The organism is Polaromonas sp. P1_A2 (assembly GCF_056406895.1).
The window spans coordinates 38641-58891 of the sequence record NZ_JBFTZI010000007.1; the positions used below are offsets into that span (position 1 = coordinate 38641).

The window sequence follows — 20251 nt, forward strand, 5'->3', positions numbered from 1 at the left end:
GATAGACATGACCCTGATCCTGATCGTTGAAGACGACGACGCCATCCGCAGCAACATCGTGCGCCTGCTCAAGCTCGAGGGCTTTGAGACCGCCGCCGCGCCCGACGGCCTGCAAGGCCTGGCGCTGGCCCGCGCCAGCCGGCCCGACCTGATCATCTCCGACGTCGGCATGCCCGGCATGAACGGCTTCGAGCTGCTGGCCACCGTGCGCGCCGACCGTGAACTGGCCAACACCCCCTTCATGCTGCTCACCGCGCTCGACGACCGCGACAGCATGCGCCGCGGCATGACGGCCGGCGCCGACGACTACCTGTCCAAGCCCTTCAGCCGTGCCGAGCTGCTGGACGCGGTGAACGCCCAGCTCAAGAAAAAAGCGCGGGTGCGCGAGGCCATAGATTCCGAGGTGGCTGCCGGCGAACAGCGGCTGCGCGCGGCCTTTTCACACCGCATCAGCGGCGATCAGCCCGACTCCATCCCCATGGACATCCCTGCCACGGCGCAGACCGAGGAGCTCTCCAGCGCCACCGTGCTGGTCGCCAGCATACGCAACTTCACCTCCATCGCCGAAAAGCTCAGCGCCGCCGAAGTCTCGCAGCTGCTCACCGAATACTTCGAGCGCGCCTCCGAGCCCGTGCTCAAGAACAGCGGCCGCCACATCAAGTTCATAGGCGACGGCCTGATGGCCGTGTTTTCCGACACCATGACCGGCTCGCCGCTGCCGGCCCCGCGGCGCGCGATTTCCGCCGCCCTGGCCATGGCGCTGGCCACGCATGAATTCCGCGACTGGCTCGACGAACGCTTCAGCGCGCGCGCCCTGCCGCCCTTTGCCATGGGCGTGGGCATCCACAGCGGCGCCGTCACGCTGTGCCAGCTCGGCACGCAGCAGAACAAGGAAGTCACGCCCGTGGGCGAAACCGTGACCCTGGCCGCGCGCCTGGAAAGCGCGTCCGAGGAAATGGGCTGGACCGTGATGGCCAGCGAGGAGGCCCTGGCCCTGGCCGGCACCGGCATACAGACGGGAACCCACACCTCGCTGGTGGTGCCGGGCAAAAACCTGGCCATCGACGTGGCCGAGGTCACCGGCCTGGTCACCACCATGGAAGACAAGATCCACGGCATGGCCAGCCTGACCGAGCGAGCGCGTGAGATCAGCGACGCGGTGCGCGCCAACTCCGACATCACCGCGCGCGCCGTCAAGGGCGCGCTGGACTCCAAGCTCTCGGCACTCAAGGACTTGCGTTTCGACGCCGGCAGCGAGCCGGTGCGGCTCAAGGGCTACCGCATCACGCGCAAGATAGGCGCGGGCGGCATGACCGAGGTCTACCTGAGCGAGCGCGAATCCGACGGCCTGCCCATCGTGCTCAAGGTGCTGGATTCGCGCGGCAAGGAGGCTTCCGAGCACCTGGTGCGCTTCATCCAGGAATACGCCCTGCTCTGCAAGATAGACCATCCGCACGTCATCAAGATCTACGACCAGGGTTTTACCGACGAACACGCCTACATCGCGATGGAATACTTCGAGCGCGGCGACCTGCGCAGCCTGTTCGGCCCCAGCCTGACGCGGCCGCAGGCGCTGACGGTCGCGCGCGAGGTCGCCCAGGCCCTGTCGGCCATCCATGCGCACGGCATCGTGCACCGCGACATCAAGCCCGAAAACGTCATGCTGCGCGCCGACGGCAGCGTGGCCCTGGCCGATTTCGGCATCGCCAAGTCCATCATGCAGTCGCAAAACATGGGCCTGACGCAAACCCACCACGGCGATGTGGTGGGCACACCCTATTACATGAGCCCCGAGCAGGCCACCGGCCGCAAGGTGACGGCCAAGTCAGACCTCTACAGCCTGGGCGTGATGCTGTTCGAAATGCTGGCCCACCGCAGGCCCTACATCGCCGAGTCGCTCGAGTTGCTGCTGGCCAAACACCTGAACGCCGAAACGCCCCCGCTGCCGGCCGCCCATATCGACCTGCAAGGCGTCGTCAACAAGCTGATGGCCAAAGACCCCGAGCAGCGCTACGAATCGGCCGAAGCCTTCCTGCTGGAACTCGAAGCGGTAGCCCCTGCGCCCGAAATCAGCTTGTAAACACGGAGACCGAGGGGCTCTCTCTGCACCAGCAGGGGCCGCGGAACCGGCTTTGCCGGGCCGCAGGCGCAGCGGCCCCCTCGGGGGGCAGCGACCCACACGCAGTGGGGGGGCGTGGGGGCTAATATTTCAGCGCAGTGCTCTTGCCCCAGAACACACGATAGGCGAACACCGTGTAGCCAATGATCATCGGCAGCACCACCGCCGCCCCGGCCAGGATCACGCCCATGGCTTCGGGCGCGGCGGCCGCTTTCCAGATGTCCAGGCTGTCTATCACCAGCCACGGGAACAGGCTGTAGGCCAGGCCGTAAAAGGCCAGCAAAAACACGCCCACCGTGGCACCGAAAGGCACCCAGGCGCCGTACTCATTGCCCTGCGCCAGGCGCACCGGCAGGCGCTGCAGGCTGCGGTAGATCACGCCGAATAGCACCAGCGTGGCGGCGGGAATGGGCAGCAGCAGCACGATGTTGGGGAAAGAGAACCACTTGTTAAAAATGCTGTGGCTGACCAGCGGCGTGGCGATGGAGATCGCCGCCACCCCGGCCATGGTGAACCACAGGCTGGCACGCGCCCAGCGCACGGCCTGCAGCTGCAGCGCCCCTTCAGACTTGATAATGAGCCAGCCCGAACCCAGCAGGCAATAGGCCGCCACCAGTGCGGCGCCGATAACGGCGTTGAACACAATCGTCCACCAGGTGGTGGCGAAGCCGGTGATCAGCGAGCCCAGCATATAGCCCTGCGACCAGCTCGCCAGCAGCGAGCCGGTGTAGAACATGCGGTTCCACAGCGGCTTGTGGCTGGCGCGCGCCTTCACGCGGAAGTCAAAGGCCACGCCGCGCAGCGTGAGGCCTATCAGCATGAAGGCCACCGGCAGGTAGAGCGCACCCAGGATCACGCCGTGCGCCAGCGGGAACACCGTGAGCAGAATGCCCACACCCAGCACCAGCCAGGTTTCGTTGGCATCCCAGAAGGGGCCTATGCTGGCGATCATGGTGTCCTTGTCGTCGTCGCTGGCGCGGTGCATCAGCACGCCCACGCCCAGGTCGTAACCGTCCAGGATCACATAGGCCAGCATCGCCAGCCCCATCACCACCAGGAAGACGATGGGCATCCAGCCGGCGGCTTGTGTCAGGTCGGGGGCCAGGTCAAGCATGGGGAGCTCCTTCCTTTTCGGGATAGTTCACGACATTGAGGTCCTTCTCGGTTTCGCCGGCGGTGTTGTCGTCGCCGAAAGGCTTGTCCGCATGCTTTTTGTGGCGCGCCAGGTAGAACACCACAGACACATAGGACGCCAGCAGCACCGCGTACAGCGCCAGGTACAGCGACAGCGTCAGCGCGATGCGCGGCGCCGGCACCTTGGAGGCCGCGTCGGCCGCCGTCAGCACGCCCGTCACCAGCCAGGGCTGGCGGCCGATTTCGGTCACATACCAGCCGGCGACCAGGGCAATCCAGCCCGCGAAGGTCATGGCCACCAGCACGCGCGCGTGCCAGACCGTCAGCGTGCGCGCCGGGTCTTTCTTCCAGGGTGCCAGCTGCAGCACGCTGGCCCAGCTGACCAGCAGCATCAGCACACCCACACCGACCATGATGCGGAAGGCCCAGAACACCGGCGCCACCGGCGGGTGTTTGCCCTCGAACTGGTCCAGGCCCTTGACCTCGCCGTCCAGCGAGTGCGTGAGGTAGAGCGAGGCCAGCTTGGGAATCGCGATCTCATAGCGATTTTCCCTGGCTTTTTCGTCCGGCAGCGCGAACAGGATCGCGGGCACGCCTTTTTCGGTTTTCCAGATGCCCTCCATCGCGGCCAGCTTGGCCGGCTGGTGCTCCAGGGTGTTCAGGCCGTGCTGGTCGCCCGCGACGATCTGCAGCGGGATCAGCATCGCGGCCATGTAGATGCCGGTCTTCAGCCCGGCCATCACCTCGGCACCGCGGTCCTCGCGCAGCCAGCGGTAGGCCGACACACCCGCAACCAAGAAGGCCACCGTGAGCCCCGAGGCCAGCAGCATGTGCACGAGGCGATAGGGGAAAGACGGGTTGAAGATGACTTGCAGCCAGCTCACGACATGCGCCTGGCCGTTGATCATTTCAAAGCCCGCGGGCGTCTGCATCCAGGAGTTGAGCGCCAGGATCCAGAAGGCCGACAGCGTGGTGCCGCCCGCCACCAGCAGGGTGGCCACGGTATGCATGGTTTCGCTGACGCGTTCACGCGCGAACAGCATCACGCCCAGCATGGTGGCCTCCAGGAAGAAGGCCGTCAGCACCTCGTAGGCCAGCAGCGGCCCGGCGATGTTGCCGACCTTCTGCATATAACCCGGCCAGTTGGTGCCGAACTGGAAGCTCATGGTGATGCCGCTGACCACGCCCAGGGCGAAGGTGAGCGCGAAGATCTTCACCCAGAACTGGTAGGCGTCCATCCAGAACTGGTCCTGGCTTTTGACGAAGCGCAGCTTGAAATACAGCAGTACCCAGCCCAGCGAGATGCTGATGGTCGGGAACAGGATGTGGAAAGTGATGTTGGCCGCGAACTGGATGCGGGCCAACAGGAATGCGTCAAGTCCGTCCATCGTCAACTCCTGGTGTCATCGGGAAGGTTGGCAGGCGCCGCCGCGGGTTCGGGCGCATCGGAAGGCGTGGCTGCCACTGTGGGGGATGCCGCCCGGCCTGTCAAACCTGCCTTCATGCTGCCGGCAACCTTGTTTTTCATCTCCAGCAGCTTCTGCACCTTGGCGCCCATCTTCATGAGGCTCACCAGCGTGGCCGAATCCATTTTCTGCACGTCGGCCAGCCAGCCCGTCATGAGCTCGATCAGGTCGTGCATCTGCTTCATGCGCGCCTGCGCGTGGATGTCGTCCGCGTGCGAAGGGTGCTCCATCAGCGCATCGCGCAACATGGACAGCGTCGGGTCTATCTCGCGCTTGCGGCGCTCCTCGGCCAGGGTACGGAAGATGGCCCAGACGTCTTCGGGCGCCTGGAAATACTCGCGCCTGTCGCCCGGCAGGTGCTGCAGGCGCACCAGGTTCCACGATTGCAACTCCTTGAGCCCCATGCTGACGTTGGAGCGCGAGAACGCCAGCGCCTCGCCGATTTCGTCGGCATTCAAGGCCCGAGGGGACACATAAAGCAGGGCATAAATCTGCCCCACGGTGCGATTGATGCCCCAGCGGCTGCCCATTTCACCGAAATGCAGGACAAAACGCTGGGTCAGGGGAGGAAGATTCATGGCGCCGGGCCTCTTTGACTTATTGAATTTTCAGGAATTACTGAAATTCTAATAAATTGAGGCAATTTCCGCCTATGGGTTTTATTGACCCTACGGGCCAGTGGGATGCGCCGGGCACAATGTGGACTGAAATCTTGCGGAGCGGGACCTGCGACGCACAGCCTCCCACAATGGTGGCTACACCTAACAGAGATCGGGGAAACATCTCATATGTACTGCCCAAACTGCGCCGCCCAGCTCACAGGCACCGACGACCTGGCCTGCTGGAACTGCGAGGCCACCTTCACCCATCCCGACGGCTGGAAGCCCACCGAAAAACCTGACGGAGAGTTCCGGCCGTTTGCGAAAACCAGGCAAAAGGAAGCCCCGGCGGAGGTGGTGCCACCCAAGGAGCCCTCGTCGCTGGGAGTCAAAATCCTGAAGGCCTGTGTCGCCATTCCCCTTTTTGTGGTCGGGGGAGCTTGCGTACTGCTGCTTCCCGTGACCGGGGGCTTTACCGCCCTTCCCGCCCTGCTGTTTCTGGGCATCGGCATTGGCGTGGTTGTTTCCAGCAACACGTCGGCAAAAATCATGTCTATCGGAATTGGTGGCGTGATGCTGTTCCTGGTTTTTCTCGTCCTGAAAGTCATCAGCGCCGCCGCCTTTTCCCGTTAAGCGGGCTATGCACCTTGCCGCAACGCCTGGCTAGCGCTGGGTGGTGGGAGGCCTGCGACGCGGCTTGCGCGCCGATTTTCGGGCCGGCGGCGGCGCCACGTCCACCTCGGGCGTGGACTCCGGCACCAGCAGCACCACTTCCTTGAAACCCATGCCCAGCATGCCCAGTTCTTCGGCCGCGGCGCGGCTCAGGTCGATGATGCGGTTGCCGGCGTAGGGGCCGCGGTCGGTGATGCGCACGTCCACGTCGCGGCCGTTGACCAGGCTGTGCACGCGCACCAGGGTGCCGAAGGGCAGCGTGCGGTGGGCGGCGGTGAACTCGCGCATGTCAAAACGCTCGCCGCTGGCGGTGCGCCTGCCGTTAAAGCGCGGGCCGTACCAGGAGGCGGTGCCGCGCTGGAACTCGCGCGGCACTTCGCCGCCCAGCAATTCGGGGCGGGGCCGCTCGGTCAGGGGGACAGGGGCCGACACTTCATCGACGGCCTGGCCGGGCGCGTCATGCTGCGGTGCCGGTGTGGGCCGGGATGTTGTCGTGCGGGGGCCGATGGGCGCGGTCGGCGCCGTCGTGCAGGCCGCCAGCCAGGCGATCAAGGCTGCCGCACCAGCGGCACGAAGACTGCGAACCACACCCTCGCGCATGGGTGGCCGGGCTCAGGCCCGCTGCAACCGCCCGATGATTTCGGTCGTCGCCGCGGCCTGGTTCATCGTGTAGAAGTGGATGCCGGGCACGCCCGCGGCGTAGAGCTGCTCGCACAGGCCGGTGACCACATCCAGGCCGAAGCTCTTGATGGAGGCGGTGTCGTCGCCAAAGCCCTGCAGGCGCAGGCGCACCCAGCGCGGAATCTCGGCGCCGCAGGCGTCGGAAAAGCGCATGAGCTGCGTGGAACTGATGATGGGCATGATGCCCGGCACGATGGGCAGGTCCACGCCCAGAGCCTGCGCATCGTCGACAAAGCGGAAATAAGCGTCGGCATTGAAAAAATACTGCGTGATCGCCGAATCGGCGCCAGCCTTGACCTTTTTGACAAAGGCCTGCAGGTCGGCGTCAGCCGACCGGGCCTGGGGGTGGACTTCGGGATAGGCCGCCACTTCGATGTGGAAAGCGTCGCCGGTTTCCTCGCGGATAAAGGCCACCAGGTCGCTCGCGTAATGGAACTCGCCGCCGGCGCCGTAGCCGCTGGGCAGGTCGCCGCGTAGCGCCACCAGGCGTTTGACGCCCATGGCCCGCAGCTCGGCCAGCTGTTTGCGCACCGTGGCCTTGGTCGCGCCCACGCAGGAGAAATGGCAGGCCGCGGCCACGCCTTCGTCCAGGATTTCCTTCACGGTGCCGAAGGTGCCCTCTTGCGTGGAGCCACCGGCGCCGAAGGTGACCGAGCAGAACTCGGGCTTGTGCGCATACAGCGCCTGGCGCGCCGCACGCAGCTTGGCCGCGCCTTCGGGCGTCTTGGGCGGGAAAAATTCAAAGCTCAAAGGCAGGTTCATCTCGGATCTCACTCGTCGTTATCGGTTTTTTTGTCACGCCGCTTGCCGCGCGCCGGCCCGGGCTGGCCGGCATGCGCGAGTTCGGAGTCTTCGTGCGGTGCGCGCGATGCACGCAGTTCAGCGCGCGGCACGCGCTTGGCGACCTTGCGCTGCGGCGCGGCCGGCAGCGGTTGGTCTTCGCCGGCCACGTCGCGGCCCTTGACGGCCTGGATAAAAAATTCGCGGTTGCCGTCGCCGCCTTCAATCGGCGAGTCCAGCCAGGCCTTGACCTCCAGCCCCAGGGCCGCGCAGGCATCGCGCAAACGCTTTTCCACAAACGCGAAGTGCGCGGGGTCGCGCACGATGCCACCCTTGCCAATCTGGCCGGGCTGCAGCTCGAACTGCGGCTTGACCAGCATCAGCAAATCGCCGCCGGGCTTGAGCAGGCGCACCACGGCGGGCAGCACCAGCGTGAGCGAGATAAAAGACAGGTCGCCGGTCAGGAAGTCGAAGTTGGCTTCCATCGCCGGGCCGGCCTCTTCATCGTCCTCGGCGTCGCCATCAAAGTCGTCCGCGAAATCCATGTCGCCGCTGTCGCCCGCATGGCCGGCCACCAGGTCGGCGGCCGTCATGGAGCGCGCATTGAGGCCTTCGATGCAGACCACACGCGGGTCGCCCCGCAGGCTGGCATGCAGCTGGCCGTGGCCCACGTCCACGCCCACCACCTGCGCGGCGCCGTGCTGCAGCAGGCAGTCGGTAAAACCGCCGGTGGACTGGCCTATGTCCAGGCAGCGCAGGCCGGCCACCTTCAGGCCCGTGGCCTTGAGCGCGCCTTCGAGCTTGAGCCCGCCGCGCGAGATGTACTTGGCTTCGGTAGTGTCCAGCAGCTGCAGCTCGGCGCCTTCAGGAATCTCGTCGCCGTTCTTGGCGACCTTTTTCCAGGGGGCGTCCGCTTCCGCGCGCCACTGCACGCCCGAGGCAATCAGGCGCTGGGCCTGGGAGCGGGTGGCGGCATGGCCGTGGTCAACGAGGAAGAGGTCAGCGCGCATGTGGTGGTTCTCGGTATTCCGTCGGCCTCAAGGGTGTAGCGAGCGGCCCGAGAGCAAGGCGCGGGTGTCAGGCAACCGGAATGCACTTGAGGTGCATGAGGATTGCCTGATCGGGACCCGCAACGCCGCTATCGGGTCGCGCAGTAGCCACGAAAAATCAATAGCGGTAGGTATTGGCTTTGTACGGGCCGGCCTTCGACACCCCGATGTAAGCAGCCTGCTCATCGCTCAACTCGGTCAGCACAGCACCGACCTTCTTGAGGTGCAGGCGAGCGACCTTTTCGTCGAGGTGCTTGGGCAGCACATAGACCTTGCCGACTTCGTAAGCGTCCTTCTTGGTGAAGAGCTCGATCTGGGCGATGGTCTGGTTGGCGAAGCTGGACGACATCACAAAGCTCGGGTGGCCGGTGCCGCAGCCCAGGTTCACGAGGCGGCCCTTGGCCAGCAGGATGATGCGCTTGCCGTCCGGGAAGATCACGTGGTCGACTTGCGGCTTGATCTCTTCCCAGCTGCATTGCTCGAGCGAGGCGACGTCGATTTCGTTGTCGAAGTGGCCGATGTTGCAGACAATGGCCTGGTCTTTCATCGCGGCCATGTGTGCGTAGGTGATGACGTTCTTGTTGCCGGTGGCGGACACAAAGATGTCGGCCTTGTCGGCGGCGTATTCCATGGTCACGACCTTGTAGCCTTCCATCGCGGCCTGCAGGGCGTTGATCGGGTCGATCTCGGTCACCCACACCTGGGCGCTCAGTGCGCGCAGGGCCTGGGCCGAGCCCTTGCCCACGTCGCCGTAGCCGGCCACCACGGCGACCTTGCCGGCCACCATCACGTCGGTGGCGCGCTTGATCGCGTCGACCAGGGATTCGCGGCAGCCGTAGAGGTTGTCGAACTTGGACTTGGTGACGGAATCGTTGACGTTGATGGCGCGCAGGGCCAGCGTGCCCTTGGCCGACATTTCATTGAGGCGCAGCACGCCGGTGGTGGTTTCCTCGGTCACGCCGATGATGTTCTTCAGGCGGCGGCTGTACCAGGTCGGGTCTTGCGCGAGCTTGGCCTTGATCGAGTTGAACAGGCAGGTTTCTTCTTCGCTGGTGGGCTTGGAGATCAGGCTGGCGTCTTTCTCGGCCTTGGTGCCCAGGTGCATCAGCAGCGTTGCGTCGCCGCCGTCGTCCAGGATCATGTTGGGGCCTTCTTCAGGCGTGCCCTTGGCGCCGTTGAATTCGAAGATGCGGTGGGTGTAGTCCCAGTAGTCGGCCAGGGTTTCGCCCTTGATGGCGAACACCGGCGTGCCGGCGGCGGCGATCGCGGCGGCGGCGTGGTCCTGCGTGGAAAAGATGTTGCACGAAGCCCAGCGCACGTCGGCGCCCAGGGCCTGCAGGGTCTCGATCAGCACGCCGGTCTGGATGGTCATGTGCAGCGAGCCGGTGATGCGCGCGCCCTTGAGCGGCTGCGCCTTCGCGAACTCTTCGCGGATGGCCATCAGGCCGGGCATCTCGGTCTGGGCGATGTTCAGTTCCTTACGGCCCCAGGCGGCAAGCGAAATGTCGGCAATGATGTGGTCGGTGGAAGGCTTCAAGACGGCGCTCATACGGTTCTCCAAAAATCAAACGTAACTGGGCAAAATCGCCACGGGCATGCGGCATTCAAGGAAGGGGGAATTCAGTCATTCACCCGGCTTGAGAGACAGCGCATGCGGGTGAGCGTGGTTGCAATGAAGTCCTGAGCCTGGTCCACGTGGTGTGGCTTGCAACGCTCCTCAGGAAGCCATGATTATACCGAACTCCCCCGTTCAGGCTCACTTCGTGTAGCCTGCTCCCCCCTCAAGGGGGCGGCGCCTGGGGCCGGCAAAGCCGAAAAATTGGCACACCCCTATCGGGCTCACTTCGTGTAGCCCTTTTCCCCTTGCAGGGGACGGTGCCTGCGGCCCGGCAAAGCCGGTTCCGCGGCACCCACTGATGACGTACATCCCCGTGAGAAAATTTCACCATGCAAGAACTCCCCCTTTGGCCCGCCGCGCAACGCCGGGCCGTCACCGGCCTCTTTACCGACATCGACGACACGCTGACCACCGAGGGGGAAATCACCACCGATGCGCTGCAGGCTTTGGGTGCCTTGAAGGCCGCAGGACTCAGGGTGGTGGCCATCACCGGCCGGCCCGTGGGCTGGAGTGAGCCTTTCGCGGCGCGTTGGCCCGTCGATGCCATCGTGGCCGAGAACGGCGCCGTGGCGCTGCTGCCGGATGCCACAAGCGCCGCGCCACGACCGCTGTCCAAGATCTACCAGCAAGATGCGGCGACGCGCAGCAGCAACTTCGCCCGCATGCAGTCCGTGCTGGCGCGGATAGAGCGCGAGCTGCCCGGCGTGACCCGCGCCACCGACTCACCGGGCCGCGAGACCGACATCGCCATAGACCACAGCGAGTTCACCCGGCTCACGGATGCGCAGATCGCCGCCGTCGTGGCGCTGATGAAAAGCGAGGGCATGCACGCCACCGTGAGCAGCATCCACATCAACGGCTGGTACGGCGAGCACAACAAGCTTGAGGGCGCGCGCTGGATAGTGCGCGAACGCTGGCAGCGCGACCTGGACGCCGAGATGGACCAATGGGCCTACATCGGCGATTCAACCAACGACCAGCTGATGTTCAAGACTTTTGCCAACAGCGTGGGCGTGGCGAATATTGCGCGCTTTGTGCCGCAGCTCGCACACCTGCCGCGTTATGTGACGCGTGGCGAGCGCGGCGCGGGCTTTACCGAAGTAGCCCGCGCCCTTCTGGGTTAGGGTTAAGCCGCGCGGCGCACCGAAGTCCACCGCAGCCAGGCGCCCAGCGCGGCCACCGCCAGCACCAGCGTGGCATAACCCTCCACCGTGGCCGGCAGGCCCAGCGGCGCGATCAGCCGGCCGGCCAGCATGGCCGGCACACTGAAAGCCAGGTAGCTCGTGGCATACAGCGCGGCGAACAGTTCGGCGCGCTGATGGGGCTGAGCCAGGGGGGCCAGGGTCTGCACCTGGGCCGAGAAAGCCGAGCCGCCGCCGAAACCGGCCAGCGCCGTGCCGGCAAAAAACAAGGCCACGGAATGGGCGGCCAACGAGACCGCCACCAGCCCCACGCCGGCCGCGAGCAAGCTCATGCCCAGGGCGCTCATGCGCACAGGTGAGAGGCTCCTGAGCAAGGTCGGCGAGGCGGCCCCCAGGCCGAAGAAGATGGAGATTGCCAGCCCATTCACGATGCCGTCGTGGATGCCGAAGATTTGCTGCAGCATGGAGGGCACCAGCGAAAGGTACAGGCCCGCCAGCGACCAGACCGCCAGCATGGTCGGCACACCGCGCACAAACTCGCCGCGCGCCTGCACCGGCACCGAAATGCGCGGCACCAGTGAGGCCAGCGCACCGGGCCGCGGCGTCACACTTTCAGGCAGGAACAGGGTGGCCAGCGCACCCGCCACGCAAATGGCGGCCAGCACGCCAAACACCAACGGCACCGGGTGCAACGCAAACTTGACCGCAACGCCCGTCAGCAGCGCGCCCACGGCCAGGCCCGCCAGCGGCGAAACGCTGCCTATCATTGCGCCCAGGCGTTTTTGCGCGGCCGGGGCCGCTTCCACCACCGCCGCCGTCAGCGCGCCGCTGACCATGCCGGTCGCGATGCCCTGAACAATGCGCGCGGCGATGATGCCGTTGATGCCCTCGGCCAGCAGAAAAGTCAGCATCGCACCGGCCTGCAGCAGCAAGGCGGTAAACACCACGGGCCGCCGGCCGATGTGGTCAGACAGCGAACCCGCTACCAGCAGCGAGGCCAGCAGCGCAATCGCGTAGATCGCAAACGCCACCGTCAGCAGCGCCGGCGAAAAGCCCCACTGCTGCTGGAACACCACAAACAGGGGCGAGGGCGCGCTGCCCGCCACAAAAAAAGCGAACAACAGGACGGCCAGCAGCGGGAAGGCGGCCGCGGGCGGCAATTGCCAGCGGGATGCCTTGGTCACGGAAGAAGCTTGCAAAGAGGGGGCGGCGGGTGTGCTCATGGGAAACGCTCGACTTTCTTAAAGCGAATTTATTTGCGTTTGTGAATTCTATACCGGTTTGAAAATTAACGCAAAGATCATTGCTTTTAGGCTAAAATCGGCCCTGATGAGCATTCCACAAACACCCCAGAACAAGCGCCCAGGCGGCCGCAGCGCCCAGGTGCAGGCCGTGGTGCGCAAGGCGCTCGAAGAACTGATTGCCCAGGAAGGCCGCGACAAGGTGACCGTGCCGGCCGTGGCCGAGCGCGCCGGCGTCAGCGCCTCCAGCATTTACCGGCGCTGGGGCGACGTGAACGGCCTGCTCGGCGAAACCGCGACCCAGCGGCTGGACCCGAACCGCCCCCTGCCCGAGACCGGCGACCTGAAGGCCGAACTCGCGGCCTGGGCCCGGGAGTTGATCACCCACCTCAACAAGCCCGGATGCACCTCCATGCTGAAGGCGGCGGCCGCGCTGGCCGGCCCGGAAGACACCAACTGCCTGAAAAACCGCCGCGCCGAAGCCACGCTGCTGGTGAGCCGGGCCCAGGCGCGCGGCGACGCCACACCCACGGTGCAGCAGGTGCTGGACCACATGATGGCCCCCATTGTTTACCGGCTGATTTTTGGCTCGGGCGTGGAAGCAGCTCTTGCCGACCAGTTGGCCGACGAGCTGTTCGTACTGGCCGGCATCGAGCCCGCTAGTTTGGTTTAGCCAAGCCGAGCTTGTCGATCAAGACTTTTTCGCGGACTACCGTGTCCTGCGCAAACTTCGTGTAGTCGGCCGAACTCAGGTAGTTGGGCAGCATGTCATAGCGGCCCAGCGCCGCCACGTAGCTGGGCTCTTCCATGGCCTTCTTGAAGGCATCGTGCAAACGCTTGACCACCTCGGGCGGCGTGCCCTTGGGCGCGCCTATGCCGAAGGGCGAGTTCTGCACGATGTCGTAGCCCAGCTCTTTCAGCGTGGGCGCGTTCGGGAATTTGTCGAGGCGCTTCTCGCCCCAGGTATTGAGCACACGCAGCTTGCCGGCCTCCACCTGCGGCGCAAAGCCGGTGCTGTCGGCGCCGGCCATCAGCTGGCCGCTGACAAGTGCCAGCATCAAATCGGCGCTGCCTTTGTAGGGCACGTGCTGCAGTTCAATGCCGGCTTTCTGCGCAACGAGTTCCGTCGTCAGGTGCGGGCTGGTCAGCGTGCCGGTGGAGCCGTAGGTCAGCTTGCCCGGGTTGGCCTTGGCATAGGCGACAAAGTCGGCCCAGGTCTTGAACGGGCTGTCGGCCGGCACCACGATGCCGAAGGCATAGCCGGTCACATTGATCACATAGCTGATGTCCTTGACCGGGTCCCAGTTGATCCTGGTCGTGTAGCCCAGGCGGAACACACCCAGCGGAATCTGCGCCAGCGTGTAGCCGTCGGCCGCCGCGCTTTGCATCTGCTGCGCCGGCAAGGTGCCGCCCGCGCCGGGCTTGTTCTCCACAATCACCGGCTGGCCCAGGATCTTGCCGGCGTTGTCGGCCAGTGAGCGCATGGTGATGTCCGTCGGCCCACCGGCCGGAAACGCGATCACCAGCTTGATCGGCTTGGCCGGAAAGGTCTGCGCCTGGGCCGGCATGGCGCCCGCGGCGATCAGGGCCAGGGCGGCGGCGGTGTGCAGAAAGGGGCGGCGTTGCATGGGGTGTCTCCTGGTCGGTTGGCGGGCAGCCCACATCATGCGTGCCGCCCGCCATCGCCGCATCAGGGCAACACCTGAAGGGCTGTCACCTTGGTTGCAGAACCCACAGCAAGCCAACAGGGGCCGCGGAACTGGCTTAGCCAGGCCGCAGGCGCCGCCCCCTCGAGGGGGGAACAGCTACACGCAGTGAGCCTGGACGGGGGGTGTTCAAGCTCGCGCCAGAACGCCTTCCAAGGCCTTCCCGGTATGCGTCCCCAGCTTGACCACCGCCTCGGGCGGCGCGGAGGCCACCACACGCCCGCCGGCGTTGCCGCCGTCCGGGCCCAGGTCAATCACCCAGTCGGCTTCGGCGATCACGTCCAGGTCGTGTTCAATGACCACCACGCTGTGGCCGGCGTTGACCAGGCGGTGCAGCACATGGATCAGCTTTTCGACGTCGGCCATGTGCAGGCCCACCGTGGGCTCGTCCAACACATAAAGCGTGTGCGGCGCCTTCTGGCCGCGGCGCGTGATGTCGTCGCGCACCTTGCTCAGCTCGGTCACCAGCTTGATGCGCTGCGCCTCGCCGCCCGACAGCGTGGGCGAAGGCTGGCCCAGCGTGAGGTAGCCCAGGCCCACGTCTTTCAAGAGCTGCAGCGGGTGGCTGATGTTGGGCATGGACGCGAAGAAGTCCACCGCCTCGTCCACTTCCATTTTCAGCACGTCGCCGATGTTCTTGCCGCGCCAGGTCACGGCCTGGGTCTCGGGATTGAAGCGCGCGCCATGGCAGGTTTCGCAGAGCACCTTCACGTCGGGCAGAAAGCTCATGCCTATGGTGCGCACGCCCGCGCCTTCGCAGGTCGGGCAGCGGCCTTCGCCGGTGTTGAAGGAAAAGCGCCCGGCGCCGTAACCGCGCGCGCGCGCTTCCAGCGTGTCGGCAAATAGCTTGCGAATCGTGTCCCAGAAGCCTATGTAGGTGGCCGGGCAGGAGCGCGGCGTCTTGCCGATAGGCGTCTGGTCGACTTCCAGCACGCGGTCCACCGCCGCATAACCTTCGATGCGCTCGCAGCCGGTCCAGTCCGGCGTCTTGCCCTTGTCGTCGGCGTCGCGGCCGGACTTGGTGGAACGCTGCGTCACGCCCGCATGCACATTGGTCAGCAGCACGTCGCGCGCCAGCGTCGACTTGCCGGAGCCCGACACGCCCGTCACCGCCACCAGGCGGTACAGCGGCACGGTGACCGACACGTCCTTGAGGTTGTGCAGGTCGGCATTGACCACCGTGAGCCAGGACGTGAAAGGCCCGGCGGCCACCGGCGCCGCGTTGTGCAGCGCACTGGCGCTGGCCGCGGCGGCTTTGAGCGCCGCGGCCTTGAGCAGGGCCGCCTTCTGTTTGCTCACGGGCTTGGCGTCGGCAACCACGGTGGTCTCCTTCACCGCGGCCGCCGGCGCCGCGCCCTTGCGCGTTTCGCGCCGCGCATGCAGCGGATGTATCAGCGGGTTGGCCAGGTAGCGGCCGGTCAGCGACTCGGGCACGGCCGACAGCTGCGCCGCCGTGCCCTGCGCCACCAGCGTGCCGCCGCGCTTGCCCGCGCCCGGGCCTATGTCGATGATGTTGTCGGCGCGGCGTATGGTGTCCTCGTCATGCTCGACCACCACCAGGGTATTGCCGCGGTCGCTGAGCTTGCCCAGGGCGCCCAGCAAAATCTGGTTGTCGCGCGGGTGCAGGCCAATCGTCGGTTCGTCCAGTACATAACAAACGCCCTGCAGGTTGGAGCCCAGCTGCGCCGCCAGGCGTATGCGCTGCGCCTCGCCGCCCGAGAGCGTGGGCGCGCCGCGGTCCAGCGTGAGGTAGCCCAGGCCCACATCCTCGAGAAATTCGAGCCGGCTTTTGATTTCAGGAATCAGGTCGCGCGCAATGCCGGCCTCGCGGCCCAGCAGTGTGAGCTTCTCAACCCAGCGCCGCACGTCGGTCACCGACAGCGCCGCGATGTCGGCAATGCCGACGCCGGCGAACTTCACCGCGCGGGCCGTGGCATTCAGGCGCGTGCCTTCGCAGGTCGGGCAGGCGGTGCCGGCCACGTCTTCCACCTCGGGCTCGGCAAAACTCTGCTCACGGCCCTTGTTGTCGTCATCCATCACCGAGTCGTCAAACACCTTGCGCTGTTCCTTGGTGAGCTTGACGCCCGTGCCCACGCAGTCGGGGCACCAGCCGTGCTTGCTGTTGTAGCTGAAGAGGCGCGGGTCGAGTTCGGCATACGAGGTCGCGCAAACCGGGCAGGCACGCTTGGTTGAAAACGCAATCAGCTTGCCGATGTTTTTCGCGCTGGCGCCGGCCATCATCGCCCCGCGCAGGCCGTCCAGCGGCGCCAGCACATGGACCACGCCCTTGCCGTGTTCCAGCGCGGTCGCCAGCGCGGCGCGCAGGGCGGCCTCGTTCTCGGGCGACACATGGATGTCGGCCACCGGCAGCTCCACCGTGTGCTCCTTGAAGCGGTCTATGCGCGGGAAACCCGTGGTCGGCAGGAACTCGCCGTCTATGCGCAAATGTGTGTAGCCGCGCGGCCGCGCCCAGTCGGCCAGCTCGGTGTAGACGCCCTTGCGCGCGATCACCAGCGGCGCCAGCAGGCCTATGTGCTGGCCGCGGTAGGTCTTGAGCAGCTGGGCCGCGATGCTTTCAGGGCTTTGCGGCATCACGGCCGCGCCTTCCTTGGTGCAATGCTGTATGCCCAGCTTCACATACAAGAGGCGCAGGAAATGCCAGACCTCGGTGGTGGTGCCCACGGTGGACTTGCGCCCGCCGCGCGACAGGCGCTGCTCGATGGCCACGGTGGGCGGGATGCCGTAGACCGCGTCCACCTCGGGCCGGCCCGCCGGCTGCACGATGCTGCGCGCATAGGCGTTGAGCGACTCCAGGTAGCGGCGCTGGCCTTCGTTGAACAGGATGTCAAAGGCCAGCGTGGACTTGCCCGAACCCGAGACACCGGTCACCACATTGAACTTGCCGCGCGGAATGTCGACAGACAAACTCTTGAGGTTGTTCTCCTTGGCGTTGACGATCTGGATCAGGTTCGAGAACGCCGGCCGCGTGGCCCACACCTTGGGCCGCGACTCTTCCACGCCGTGCACCTTGCCCATGGCCTGCTCGTACTCGCGCAGCGCCAGCGCCGTGTGGGATGTCGGGTGCTTGCGCACCTCCTCGGGCGTACCCTGGGCCACCAGCAGGCCGCCGCCCTCGCCGCCTTCGGGGCCCAGGTCTATCAGCCAGTCGGCCGAGCGGATCACGTCGAGGTTGTGCTCGATCACGATCAGCGAATGGCCGGCCTCCAGCAGCTTGCGCAGCGCGCGCATCAGCTTGGCGATGTCGTCGAAATGCAGGCCGGTGGTCGGTTCGTCGAACAAAAACAGCGTGCCGCGGCCGGGCTGCCTGAGCGCCAGCGCCTGCTTGCTCGCGCTTACCGTCTTGCTGGCATTGGCCAAAAAGCCCGCCAGCTTCAGGCGCTGCGCCTCACCGCCCGACAGCGTGGGCACGGGCTGGCCCAGCTTCACGTATTCCAGGCCCACGTCCACGATGGGCTGCAGCGAGCGCACCACCTCGCGGTCCTGCGCAAACAGGGCAATCGCCTCGCTGACCGTGAGGTCCAGCACGTCAGACACATTGAGCAGCCGCGGCTTGAGGTCGCCTACGGCCTTGCGTTCAATCGTCACCTCGAGGATCTCGGCGCGGTAGCGCTTGCCGTCGCAGTCGGGGCAGCGCAGGTAGACGTCACTCAGGAACTGCATCTCGACGTGCTCGAAACCCGAGCCGCCGCAGGTCGGGCAGCGCCCGTCGCCGTTGTTGAAGCTGAACTTGGTGGCGGTGTAGCTGCGCTGCTTGGCCAGCGGCGCCAGCGCGAACAGGTCGCGCACCGCGTCCCAGGCGCCCACATAGCTGGCCGGGTTGGAGCGCGCCGTCTTGCCTATGGGCGACTGGTCGACAAACACCACGTCGGTCAGGTGGTCGGCACCCATCAGGCGGTCGTGCAGGCCCGGCGTCTCGGTCGCCTTGCCGAACTGGCGCAGCAGCGCCGGCGCCAGGATGTCCTGCATCAGCGTGGACTTGCCGGAGCCGCTGACGCCGGTCACGCAGACCAGGCGCTGCAGCGGGAAATCCACCGTGAGGTTTTTCAGGTTGTGGTCGCGCGCGCCTTCGAGGATGAGGCGCGGCGTGTTCTCGGTCACCGCGCGCTTGAAGCCCATGCCCACCTGCTTGCGCGAGCCCAGGTAGGCGCCGGTCAGCGTGTCGGCATGTTTGAGGTCCTCGGGCGTGCCGTCGAACACGATCTGGCCGCCCTTCTCTCCCGGGCCCGGGCCCATGTCTATCATGCGGTCGGCCGCCAGCATCACGGCCGGGTCGTGCTCCACCACCACCAGGGTGTTGCCGGCATCGCGCAGCCTGTGCATGGCCTGGGTGATGCGGTTCATGTCGCGCGGGTGCAGGCCTATGGAGGGCTCGTCCAGCACAAACAGCGTGTTGACCAGCGAGGTGCCCAGCGCCGTCGTGAGGTTGATGCGCTGCACCTCGCCGCCCGAAAGCGTGCGGCTTTGCCGGTCCAGCGTGAGGTAGCCAATGCCCACGTCGCACAGGTATTTGACGCGCGTCTGGATTTCCTCGAACAGCGACTTGAGCGCCTGTATCTCCGCGTCGTCGCCCATCACGTTGAGCGAGAGGCCGCTGAAAAACTCGCGCAGCCTGTCTATGGGCAGGCGCATCAGGTCGTGCAGCGCCAGGCCCGGCAGGGCTTCGAGCTGCTCGCGGCTCCACTGCACGCCCACCGGCATGAAACGCTGCACCGGCGGCAGCACCGCGTCGGCGGCCTCCTTGGAGCCCAGGCGCCACAGCAGCGACTCGAGCTTGAGGCGCGCGCCGCCGCAGGTTTCGCAGGGCGTGTAGCTGCGGTACTTGGACAGCAGCACGCGGATGTGCATCTTGTAGGCCTTGCTTTCGAGGTACTCGAAGAAACGCTTGATGCCGTACCACTGCTTGTTCCAGTTGCCGTCCTTGTAGCCCGGCATGCCGTTGATGACCCAGCCCTGCTGCGCCGGCGTGAGCTTGTACCAGGGCGTGTCGCGCGGAATGCCGGCCGCTTCCGCGTGGCGCATCAAATCGTCCTGGGCTTCCTTCCAGGCCGGCGTCTGTATGGTCTTGATGGCACCGGCGCGCAGGGTCAGCTTGTCGTTGGGAATCACCAGGCCGTAGTCGACGCCGATCACGCGGCCGAAACCGCGGCAGGTCTCGCAGGCGCCCATGGCGGAGTTAAAGGAGAACAGCGAGGGCGTGGGGTTGGTGTAGCGCAGGTCGCTGTCGGGGCAATGCAGGCCCGTCGAAAAGCGCCACATCACGTCGGGTTGTCCATCCTCGGCGTGTTGCACGTACACGTTGAGCCTGCCGCCGCGCTTGAGCGCGGTTTCAATCGCATCCATCACACGGGACTTCTCCACCGCGTGGGTGCGAAAGCGGTCGGCCACCACGTCCAGCAGCTTGTGCGGGCCGGCCGGCGTGGCCACATCGCGCTGCGCATGCACGCGCGTGAAGCCGCTCACCGACAGCCACTGCTCGACCTGCTCGGCGCTGGTGTTGCCGGGCAGCTCGACCGGGAAGGTCAGCACCACACGCGGGTCGCTTTCTTTGGTGCGTGCCATCAGTTCGGCGTAAATCGATTCGGGCGTGTCGTGGCGCACGTTCTGCGCGGTCTGTTTGTCGAAGAGCTGCGCGGCGCGCGCGTAGAGCAGCTTCAGGTGGTCGTTGAGCTCCGTCATGGTGCCCACGGTGGAGCGCGAGCTGCGCACCGGGTTGGTCTGGTCGATGGCGATGGCAGGCGGCACGCCCTCGACCTTGTCGACGGCCGGCTTGTCCATGCGGTCCAGGAACTGGCGCGCGTAGGCCGAGAAAGTTTCCACATAGCGGCGCTGGCCTTCGGCGAACAGGGTGTCGAACACCAGCGAGGATTTTCCCGAGCCGCTGGGGCCGGTGACCACCGTCATTTCACCGGTGCGTATGTCAAGGTCGAGGTTTTTGAGGTTGTGCTGGCGCGCGCCGCGGATGCGGATGGTTCCCTGGGACATGAGTGCGGTCTTTCCTGAAGAGGTCAAACATTCTAGGCAAA

The 20251-nt window shown here is 65.9% G+C and carries 14 protein-coding genes and 1 riboswitch; of the genes, 4 read left to right on the plus strand and 10 right to left on the minus strand.

Annotation, left to right across the window (positions count from 1 at the left end; translation table 11 throughout):
• Positions 1 to 7: 7 nt before the first annotated feature.
• Entirely contained in the window at positions 8 to 2080 is a 2073-nt protein-coding gene (locus AC1D09_RS21885; RefSeq protein ID WP_477662413.1) for a protein kinase domain-containing protein, read from the plus strand.
• 121 nt (positions 2081 to 2201) lie between these two features.
• Here AC1D09_RS21885 and AC1D09_RS21890 read toward each other — a convergent pair whose 3' ends face one another.
• Genes AC1D09_RS21890 through AC1D09_RS21900 form a run of 3 tightly spaced genes read right to left on the minus strand, consistent with a single transcriptional unit; the run spans position 2202 to position 5297 of the window.
• Positions 2202 to 3233 (minus strand): cytochrome d ubiquinol oxidase subunit II, encoded by a 1032-nt coding sequence (locus tag AC1D09_RS21890; protein WP_477662414.1) that lies wholly within the window; start codon positions 3231 to 3233, stop codon positions 2202 to 2204.
• Positions 3226 to 4641: a cytochrome ubiquinol oxidase subunit I gene (locus AC1D09_RS21895; RefSeq protein ID WP_477662415.1), complete on the minus strand. Its 1416-nt coding sequence runs from the start codon at positions 4639 to 4641 to the stop codon at positions 3226 to 3228. Before AC1D09_RS21895 ends, AC1D09_RS21890 begins: the two co-directional genes overlap by 8 nt.
• Before the next feature lie 2 nt (positions 4642 to 4643).
• Positions 4644 to 5297 (minus strand): GbsR/MarR family transcriptional regulator, encoded by a 654-nt coding sequence (locus tag AC1D09_RS21900; RefSeq protein WP_477662416.1) that lies wholly within the window; start codon positions 5295 to 5297, stop codon positions 4644 to 4646.
• A 105-nt stretch (positions 5298 to 5402) separates the two neighbouring features.
• Here AC1D09_RS21900 and AC1D09_RS21905 point away from each other — a divergent pair, with 105 nt between their 5' ends.
• The gene (locus AC1D09_RS21905) at positions 5403 to 5951 is read left to right on the plus strand and encodes a hypothetical protein (protein WP_477701227.1); all 549 of its coding nucleotides are present in this window, start codon (positions 5403 to 5405) and stop codon (positions 5949 to 5951) included.
• A gap of 30 nt (positions 5952 to 5981) precedes the next feature.
• Here AC1D09_RS21905 and AC1D09_RS21910 read toward each other — a convergent pair whose 3' ends face one another.
• The 4 genes from AC1D09_RS21910 to ahcY form a co-directional block, all read right to left on the minus strand.
• Complete coding sequence (locus AC1D09_RS21910) at positions 5982 to 6578, minus strand: septal ring lytic transglycosylase RlpA family protein (protein ID WP_477662418.1); 597 nt, start codon at positions 6576 to 6578, stop codon at positions 5982 to 5984.
• Between the two features lie 24 nt (positions 6579 to 6602).
• Entirely contained in the window at positions 6603 to 7433 is an 831-nt protein-coding gene (gene metF, locus AC1D09_RS21915) for a methylenetetrahydrofolate reductase [NAD(P)H] (RefSeq protein ID WP_477662419.1), read from the minus strand.
• A gap of 8 nt (positions 7434 to 7441) precedes the next feature.
• Complete coding sequence (locus tag AC1D09_RS21920) at positions 7442 to 8461, minus strand: TlyA family RNA methyltransferase (RefSeq protein ID WP_477662420.1); 1020 nt, start codon at positions 8459 to 8461, stop codon at positions 7442 to 7444.
• 157 nt (positions 8462 to 8618) lie between these two features.
• The gene (ahcY, locus tag AC1D09_RS21925) at positions 8619 to 10049 is read right to left on the minus strand and encodes an adenosylhomocysteinase (protein ID WP_477701228.1); all 1431 of its coding nucleotides are present in this window, start codon (positions 10047 to 10049) and stop codon (positions 8619 to 8621) included.
• A gap of 103 nt (positions 10050 to 10152) precedes the next feature.
• A riboswitch (S-adenosyl-L-homocysteine riboswitch) is annotated at positions 10153 to 10225 on the minus strand.
• Between the two features lie 222 nt (positions 10226 to 10447).
• Here ahcY and AC1D09_RS21930 point away from each other — a divergent pair.
• Positions 10448 to 11242 (plus strand): HAD-IIB family hydrolase, encoded by a 795-nt coding sequence (locus tag AC1D09_RS21930; protein ID WP_477662422.1) that lies wholly within the window; start codon positions 10448 to 10450, stop codon positions 11240 to 11242.
• Positions 11243 to 11244: 2 nt separating this feature from the next.
• On the opposite strand, the gene AC1D09_RS21935 is transcribed toward AC1D09_RS21930, so the two are convergent.
• Positions 11245 to 12483 (minus strand): MFS transporter, encoded by a 1239-nt coding sequence (locus AC1D09_RS21935; RefSeq protein WP_477662423.1) that lies wholly within the window; start codon positions 12481 to 12483, stop codon positions 11245 to 11247.
• Positions 12484 to 12589: 106 nt separating this feature from the next.
• Here AC1D09_RS21935 and AC1D09_RS21940 point away from each other — a divergent pair, with 106 nt between their 5' ends.
• The gene (locus AC1D09_RS21940) at positions 12590 to 13174 is read left to right on the plus strand and encodes a TetR/AcrR family transcriptional regulator (RefSeq protein WP_477662424.1); all 585 of its coding nucleotides are present in this window, start codon (positions 12590 to 12592) and stop codon (positions 13172 to 13174) included.
• Here the strand turns inward: AC1D09_RS21940 and AC1D09_RS21945 are convergent.
• Together AC1D09_RS21945 and uvrA are read right to left on the minus strand one after the other, a co-directional pair.
• A complete protein-coding gene (locus AC1D09_RS21945) occupies positions 13161 to 14129 on the minus strand; it encodes a tripartite tricarboxylate transporter substrate binding protein (RefSeq protein ID WP_477662425.1) in 969 nt (322 codons plus the stop codon). The two genes, AC1D09_RS21940 and AC1D09_RS21945, sit on opposite strands and share 14 nt — an antisense overlap.
• Positions 14130 to 14336: 207 nt before the next feature.
• Positions 14337 to 20210, minus strand: a complete 5874-nt coding sequence (uvrA, locus tag AC1D09_RS21950; RefSeq protein ID WP_477701229.1) for an excinuclease ABC subunit UvrA — start codon at positions 20208 to 20210, stop codon at positions 14337 to 14339.
• Positions 20211 to 20251: the final 41 nt, after the last annotated feature.

Coding starts and splice junctions, on each gene's coding strand:
- AC1D09_RS21930 (WP_477662422.1), top strand. CDS start 10,448: ATGCAAGAACTCCCCCTTTGGCCCGCCGCGCAACGCCGGGCCGTCACC.
- AC1D09_RS21885 (WP_477662413.1), top strand. CDS start 8: ATGACCCTGATCCTGATCGTTGAAGACGACGACGCCATCCGCAGCAAC.
- AC1D09_RS21945 (WP_477662425.1), bottom strand. CDS start 14,129: ATGCAACGCCGCCCCTTTCTGCACACCGCCGCCGCCCTGGCCCTGATC.
- AC1D09_RS21940 (WP_477662424.1), top strand. CDS start 12,590: ATGAGCATTCCACAAACACCCCAGAACAAGCGCCCAGGCGGCCGCAGC.
- AC1D09_RS21900 (WP_477662416.1), bottom strand. CDS start 5,297: ATGAATCTTCCTCCCCTGACCCAGCGTTTTGTCCTGCATTTCGGTGAA.
- AC1D09_RS21890 (WP_477662414.1), bottom strand. CDS start 3,233: ATGCTTGACCTGGCCCCCGACCTGACACAAGCCGCCGGCTGGATGCCC.
- metF (WP_477662419.1), bottom strand. CDS start 7,433: ATGAACCTGCCTTTGAGCTTTGAATTTTTCCCGCCCAAGACGCCCGAA.
- AC1D09_RS21905 (WP_477701227.1), top strand. CDS start 5,403: ATGCGCCGGGCACAATGTGGACTGAAATCTTGCGGAGCGGGACCTGCG.
- AC1D09_RS21895 (WP_477662415.1), bottom strand. CDS start 4,641: ATGGACGGACTTGACGCATTCCTGTTGGCCCGCATCCAGTTCGCGGCC.
- AC1D09_RS21920 (WP_477662420.1), bottom strand. CDS start 8,461: ATGCGCGCTGACCTCTTCCTCGTTGACCACGGCCATGCCGCCACCCGC.
- ahcY (WP_477701228.1), bottom strand. CDS start 10,049: ATGAGCGCCGTCTTGAAGCCTTCCACCGACCACATCATTGCCGACATT.
- AC1D09_RS21935 (WP_477662423.1), bottom strand. CDS start 12,483: ATGAGCACACCCGCCGCCCCCTCTTTGCAAGCTTCTTCCGTGACCAAG.
- uvrA (WP_477701229.1), bottom strand. CDS start 20,210: ATGTCCCAGGGAACCATCCGCATCCGCGGCGCGCGCCAGCACAACCTC.